The organism is Poseidonibacter sp. (genome assembly GCF_041821165.1).
In the GTDB taxonomy this organism is placed as follows: Bacteria; Campylobacterota; Campylobacteria; order Campylobacterales; family Arcobacteraceae; genus Poseidonibacter.
Map to the genome: position 1 here is coordinate 1 of NZ_JBGUES010000149.1, position 5,964 is coordinate 5,964.

Below are 5,964 nucleotides of genomic sequence, written 5' to 3' on the forward strand. Positions count from 1 at the left end.
GGGATAAAAGATACAAATAAAATATTTGATAGATACTATAGAGAAGATTCTATAAAAGGTGGTTTTGGTATTGGATTAAATATTGTTAAAAATATTTGTACTAAAAATAAAGTCGAAGTAATATGTGATTCAAAACTAAATAAAGGTACTGTATTTACTTATATTTTCAATTCTTAAAAAAATCTTATATATAAAGAAAAAAAACCAACATTAAACTTACAAACACTTGTTAAGATTCTTCAATTAAAAGGAGAATTCATGAAAAAGTCAATTCTATTATTAAGTATTGTTTCAATAATGTTTGCACAAGTGCCAGATGCACCTACTGTTTATCCAAAAGGAGAAGTTGGAAAAATGGTTAAGTTAGGTAAAGATATTATAATGAATACAAATACTCACCCACTTACAAAAGAGTATGTAGGAAATGCTCTTAAATGTACAAGTTGTCACTTAGATGGTGGGAAAACAAAAAATCTAGGTACATTCATAGGAACAGCAGCTGCATTTCCTGCTTATTCAAAAAGAGAAAAAACTGTTCAAACTTTACAAGATAGAATAAATAACTGTTTTATGAGAAGTATGAATGGAGTTAGACCAATAGTTGATACTGAAGCATCAATAGCAATGACAACATATATTACATGGTTATCAAGTGGTGCTACAATGAAAATGAATGAGAAAAAACCTGTAAATGAACATTTTACAAAAGTTTGGCCAAATACTAAAGAATTAACACCTTTAATAAAAAAAGCAAATCATGAAAATTATACTAATGGTATGAATTTATACAATAATAAATGTTCTTCATGTCATGGTGTTGATGGACAAGGTATAGCAACATTTCCACCAGTATGGGGAAGTAACTCATATAATACAGGTGCAGGATTAAGTAAACTTGATAAAATGACAACATGGCTAAAACATAATATGCCATTAGGAAATCCTAATCTTACGCAACAAGAAGCAATTGATATCTCTATTTATGTTAATGCTCAAGAAAGAGATGCTTTTGATTTAAAAGAACATTTACTTCCAAGAGAAAAAATGGGTTATTATAACTCTAAAGTTTTAGAAGAGAAACATACAGTAGAATCAAATTTTAAAGCTTTTGGTTTAGATTTAAATAAAATCCGTAATGATAAATAATTAAAATAAAGATTATTAAATAAAGAGTTTAAAAAGCTCTTTATTTTACATATATTCCTCTTTAGTAGTATCAATACTTACTTATGATACTATTTCATCCACTTAAAATAAAACTTATTTACTTAAAATACCTCAGATAGGACAATTACAATTTTAAAATTCCTTATACTTTCAATAATCATAGTAAATCTTAATGCTTCAAAATCTTTTGATATTCAATCACTTGAAAAAATCCAATCATTTAAAGATATGATTCAATTAGCACAAGATAAAAAACCATTAGCAAAACTAAAAATTGTAAATGATTATTTCAATAAAATATCTTATAAATCTGATTTAAATAACTGGAAAACAAAAGATTATTGGGCAACGCCTCTTGAGTTTGTAAAAGCAGGTGCAGGAGATTGTGAAGATTATGCTATTGCAAAATTTTTTACTCTTCAAAAACTTGGTATTAATGAAGATAAATTAAAACTAATATATACAAAACTAAGCAAAAACAATCAAGCACATATAGTTTTAAGTTATTCGCATAAGCCAAATTATGTTCCTATAATACTTGATAATTTAAATAAAAAACTTCAATTATCTATAAATAGAAAAGATTTAAAACAAATGCAAGAAATTCAAAATCAAGTAATTTTGGATAAATTCAAACTTCAAAAACTTAATAACTAAAACTATACAAGTACTACTAACTATTTAAAAAAGTATCAACTTTTCTAAAATATTTCTCAATTGCAACAAAAGAATGATTCCCACCCTCTTCTATATGTAGATTTGTTTCTTCTAGTTTTGATGCAGCTTCTTCATAATCTAAAACTTCATCACCCTCTTGTAAAAGAGTTAAAAAGTTTTCTGGCTTTTTTATAAATCCAACTTCATAATTTTTAAGAGAATTAATATGACTTTGATTAAATTCAAATCTTGATCTATCATAATAATTAATTACAAAATCATCTTCATACTCTCTATTTTCATCTAATGTAATACATGGATTAACAGCTGGGTTTATTAAAACTGCTTTTAAATCATATTTATTAGCTAAATATAAAGCATAATATCCACCTAATGAAGACCCTATTAAAGATACTTTTATATCTCTATTTAAAAATGCCTCAATTAACTGCTCCAATGTTGCAATAGCAAGATTAGGTATAGTTGGTAATGTTGGAGTAATAATTTCTTCTTCAAAATACTCTAAAAATTTTTGTGCCTTTGCACCAAATCCTGCACTTGCAAAACCATGTAAATAAATTATCATTCTTATCCTTTAAAAAATTGATTATAAATTTTTTTATATAAATTATAGCTGATAATACTTTTAGCATCTTATTCGTTTTGTTATTCTATAAATATCGATTTAAATAAAAATATTTTAATTATTTTTTTAAAAATGATATATTATATACACTATAAACACTATTTAGTCTTAATATTGGGATATTATTTATAAGATACTTTATTTCAACATTAGGTTCTATTATGAAAAGAATTTCAAAAAAATATGTATTATTTTCTGCTGTATTTACTATTGTAGTTATTATGGGTTTTATTATTCATAATATAATCCTATCAAAACAGCAATATTTAGAACTTTCAATAAAAATGCTTAAACAAGAAGCCTTTGCACATTATACAAATATGGTTCATACACGAACATGGAATTCAAACTATGAAGGTGTTTATGTAAAAGCTAAAGAAGGTCAAAAACCAAATCCTTATTTAGAAGACAATCATACTTTTACAAAAAACAATGAACTATTATTAAAAATAAATCCTGCCTCAATGACAAAACAAATATCAGATATTTCAAATAAACAAGGTGATTATTATTATAGTATTACTAGTTTAAATCCTATAAATCCAGATAATGCAAGTGATGATTTTGAAAAAGAAGCTCTTCTTTACTTTCAAAAAAATACTAAGGAAAAATATTATACAAAACTTGAAAAGGACAATTTTAATTTTATGGGTGCATTAGAAACAACACAATCTTGTTTAAAATGTCATCATAATTATAAAGTTGGTGAAATAGAAGGTGGATTAAGAGTTAGTATTCCTACAACGAATTTTAATAAAAATATTGTTTTACTTGAAACAAAAACCAATACATTTTTACTACTTACTTTTACTGTTGGTACAATTATTCTGATTTTTGTTATCTATTTTATAAAAACAATTTTTACAAGACAAGAAATTATAGAATCACTAAATACAGACCTTGAAATAAAAATACAAAAAAGAACAGAAGAGTTAGAAGAAAATGTGAAAAAGTTAAATCAACTTGCAACAATGGACTTTTTAACAAAAATTCCAAATAGAAGATATTTTTTTGAAATGAGTGAAAAGATATTCTCTTCTTCGATAAGAGAAGAAATTCCCTTGTGTTTATTAGTAATAGATATAGATTTTTTCAAAAAAATAAACGATACTTATGGGCATTTAATTGGTGATGAAATTTTAAAATTAGTATCTAGTAAACTATCAAAAAATGTTAGGTCTTCTGATATATTAGCCAGAATTGGTGGAGAAGAGTTTGCAATATTACTAAATAAATCTACAAGAAAAGATGCATTTATAATTGCAGAAAAACTTAGAAAGGTTATAGAAAAAGTATCTTATGATCATGAAGAAAATAAAATAAATGTAACTATTAGTATTGGAATTACAGCAATATTAAGTGAAGATGAGAATATAAATACTATGATTGCAAGAGCGGATGAAGCTTTATATGTTTGTAAATCAAGTGGAAGAAACTGTTCAGTTATCTTATAATTTATTTATATAATCTCTTAAATAAGTCCTAGAACCTTTATCTACTAAAGTAAATATTTTATCAATATCATCTTTTTTACTTGAGGTTTTATGACCCTTTACTTTTATAAATTCTAAGTCTAAAGAATCTATTAATTTATAAAATTCTTTATAAAGCTCATGATTTGCTATTAATTTACCATTTTTAGAGTAGTAATTATTTTTGATAAAACGCTCTCTTCTATTTAATAAACCTAAAATATTTTGACAATCAGTATAAACAATTACTTTTTTACCAATAAAATCATTAGAATTTATTGCCCAAAGTAATGTTTGTAATTCAAGCTTAGTAGAAGATGTATCTTCAAATTTCTTAAGTTGTATATTACTTTGTAAGTCATCAGAATAGATTAAATCTTGCGTTAAAATCAAATAAGCTCCAAAACCAATATTTAACTGGGGATTAACACTTCCATCTGTAAATAAACTAATTATTGACATTGATTATCTTCTTTGTTTTTAATGCTTCTAATACTATTTGTTTTCTATATTTTAATTGATCTTTTGTAATATCTGCATTTAATGCAAAAAACCAAACATTAGAGTTTGTTTTAATATAACCAATATACCATCCAATTTTTCCAGACCAACCTGATTTTGCTTTAATAATATAGTTTTTTGTTTCTTCTACTGTTAATATCTTTTTCGTAATATCAATATTTCTTTGCTTAAAAGGCAAGTCATTTTTATATAATTTCTTTAAAAAATCTATTTGCTCATAAGCAGAAATTTTCATATCGCCTTCTAACCAAAATGTTGTTACATCTAAACCAGTTTTTTCATTTCCATAATGCAACTTTTTTAAATAAAATAAATATTTATCATTTCCAAGTTCTTTTGCAAATTTTTGATAACACCATACACAAGAAAATGAAATTGCACTTTGTAAATTTTGGTCTTTATTCCATGGTTCATAAAATCTCTTTTTACCATCCCATTTTATTGTTTCATATTCATCTTTTATTACTTCTTCTTCAAGTGAAATTAGTGTATTTAAAACTTTAAAAGTTGAAGCAGGAATATATTGAGTAAGTGCTCTATTCTTATTGTAAATAAACTCTTTATCACTATTTAATGATGAAAGAACCAATGTTCCATCTATTTGTTTTGTTTGAAATATATTTTCTATTTCTTTATCATTTGCTAATACAAAGTTTAATAATAAATTTAATATTATAAATATTTTAATAATCTGCATAAAATTTCCTTTTTATATTTCTAATTATTCAACATAATATATAAAAAAGAATAAACCTATTCTAAATCAAATAATAAAATATCTCAAAATGAAATATTATTTAAATATCTTAATACATTTGGATAAAATAAATCTATAAAAGAATTAATTAAAAATAATATAAAATCCCTTTTAGATTTTAAGGAAAATAAATGGCAAAGAAAAAAACATCACTATTTGAATGTCAACACTGTGGAGAACAAGCTACAAAATGGCTTGGAAAATGTCCAAATTGTGGTTCATGGGATTCATTTATTGAATTAAATGCTGATCAACAAGAAGTTTTAAAACAAACATCAAAAGTAGTAAATACTTCATCAAAAGCACAATCAATCACACAAATTAAACAAGATAATGTTCAAAGGTTTACATCAAACAATGATGAGTTTGATTTAGTTTTAGGTGGAGGAATAGTTCCTGGAAGTCTTACTTTAATTGGTGGAAGTCCAGGAGTTGGAAAATCAACTCTACTTTTAAAAGTAGCTGGTTCAATTGCTAAAAGTGGTAAAAAGGTTCTATATGTATCAGGGGAAGAAAGTGCTGGACAAATAAAACTTAGAGCAAATAGATTAGATGCAAATCATGATGATGTTTATTTATTAAGTGAAATAAAACTTGAAGAAATACAAGATGAACTATTAAGAGATAATTACGAAGTTGTGATTATTGATTCTATTCAAACTATTTATTCATCAAACCTAACATCAGCACCAGGAAGTGTTTCACAAGTGAGAGAAATTACTTTTGAGCTTATGAGAAAAGCA

8 protein-coding genes are annotated in these 5,964 nt (G+C 24.7%); 5 read left to right on the forward strand and 3 right to left on the reverse strand.

Features of this window, described 5'->3' with window-relative positions:
* Positions 1–21: 21 nt before the first annotated feature.
* The 3 genes from ACERKK_RS10460 to ACERKK_RS10470 all read left to right on the forward strand — a co-directional run bounded on the left by ACERKK_RS10460 (position 22) and on the right by ACERKK_RS10470 (position 1,824).
* Positions 22–177 carry a hypothetical protein gene (locus tag ACERKK_RS10460; RefSeq protein ID WP_373773032.1) on the forward strand — a complete coding sequence of 52 codons (156 nt, stop codon included), beginning with the start codon at positions 22–24 and terminating at the stop codon, positions 175–177.
* A gap of 81 nt (positions 178–258) precedes the next feature.
* The gene (locus ACERKK_RS10465) at positions 259–1,146 is read left to right on the forward strand and encodes a c-type cytochrome (protein ID WP_373773025.1); all 888 of its coding nucleotides are present in this window, start codon (positions 259–261) and stop codon (positions 1,144–1,146) included.
* A 249-nt stretch (positions 1,147–1,395) separates the two neighbouring features.
* A complete protein-coding gene (locus tag ACERKK_RS10470) occupies positions 1,396–1,824 on the forward strand; it encodes a transglutaminase-like cysteine peptidase (protein WP_373773026.1) in 429 nt (142 codons plus the stop codon).
* A 16-nt stretch (positions 1,825–1,840) separates the two neighbouring features.
* Here the strand turns inward: ACERKK_RS10470 and ACERKK_RS10475 are convergent, their stop codons facing one another.
* A complete protein-coding gene (locus tag ACERKK_RS10475) occupies positions 1,841–2,410 on the reverse strand; it encodes a YqiA/YcfP family alpha/beta fold hydrolase (protein WP_373773027.1) in 570 nt (189 codons plus the stop codon).
* A gap of 221 nt (positions 2,411–2,631) precedes the next feature.
* On the opposite strand from ACERKK_RS10475, the gene ACERKK_RS10480 reads away from it, so the two are divergent.
* A complete protein-coding gene (locus tag ACERKK_RS10480) occupies positions 2,632–3,924 on the forward strand; it encodes a diguanylate cyclase (protein ID WP_373773028.1) in 1,293 nt (430 codons plus the stop codon).
* Here ACERKK_RS10480 and ACERKK_RS10485 read toward each other — a convergent pair.
* A complete protein-coding gene (locus ACERKK_RS10485) occupies positions 3,919–4,404 on the reverse strand; it encodes a ribonuclease HI (protein ID WP_373773029.1) in 486 nt (161 codons plus the stop codon). The two genes, ACERKK_RS10480 and ACERKK_RS10485, sit on opposite strands and share 6 nt — an antisense overlap.
* Positions 4,391–5,161: a class D beta-lactamase gene (gene blaOXA / locus ACERKK_RS10490; RefSeq protein WP_373773030.1), complete on the reverse strand. Its 771-nt coding sequence runs from the start codon at positions 5,159–5,161 to the stop codon at positions 4,391–4,393. The genes ACERKK_RS10485 and blaOXA overlap by 14 nt, the downstream gene beginning before the upstream one ends.
* A gap of 191 nt (positions 5,162–5,352) precedes the next feature.
* On the opposite strand from blaOXA, the gene ACERKK_RS10495 reads away from it, so the two are divergent.
* On the forward strand, positions 5,353–5,964 hold a 612-nt coding region (locus tag ACERKK_RS10495), incomplete at its 3' end, for an AAA family ATPase (protein WP_373773031.1).

Bases quoted from the DNA above. Each gene is read 5' to 3' on its own strand.
- ACERKK_RS10470 (WP_373773026.1), top strand. From the start codon at position 1,396: ATGATTCAATTAGCACAAGATAAAAAACCATTAGCAAAACTAAAAATT.
- ACERKK_RS10465 (WP_373773025.1), top strand. From the start codon at position 259: ATGAAAAAGTCAATTCTATTATTAAGTATTGTTTCAATAATGTTTGCA.
- blaOXA (WP_373773030.1), bottom strand. From the start codon at position 5,161: ATGCAGATTATTAAAATATTTATAATATTAAATTTATTATTAAACTTT.
- ACERKK_RS10480 (WP_373773028.1), top strand. From the start codon at position 2,632: ATGAAAAGAATTTCAAAAAAATATGTATTATTTTCTGCTGTATTTACT.
- ACERKK_RS10485 (WP_373773029.1), bottom strand. From the start codon at position 4,404: ATGTCAATAATTAGTTTATTTACAGATGGAAGTGTTAATCCCCAGTTA.
- ACERKK_RS10475 (WP_373773027.1), bottom strand. From the start codon at position 2,410: ATGATAATTTATTTACATGGTTTTGCAAGTGCAGGATTTGGTGCAAAG.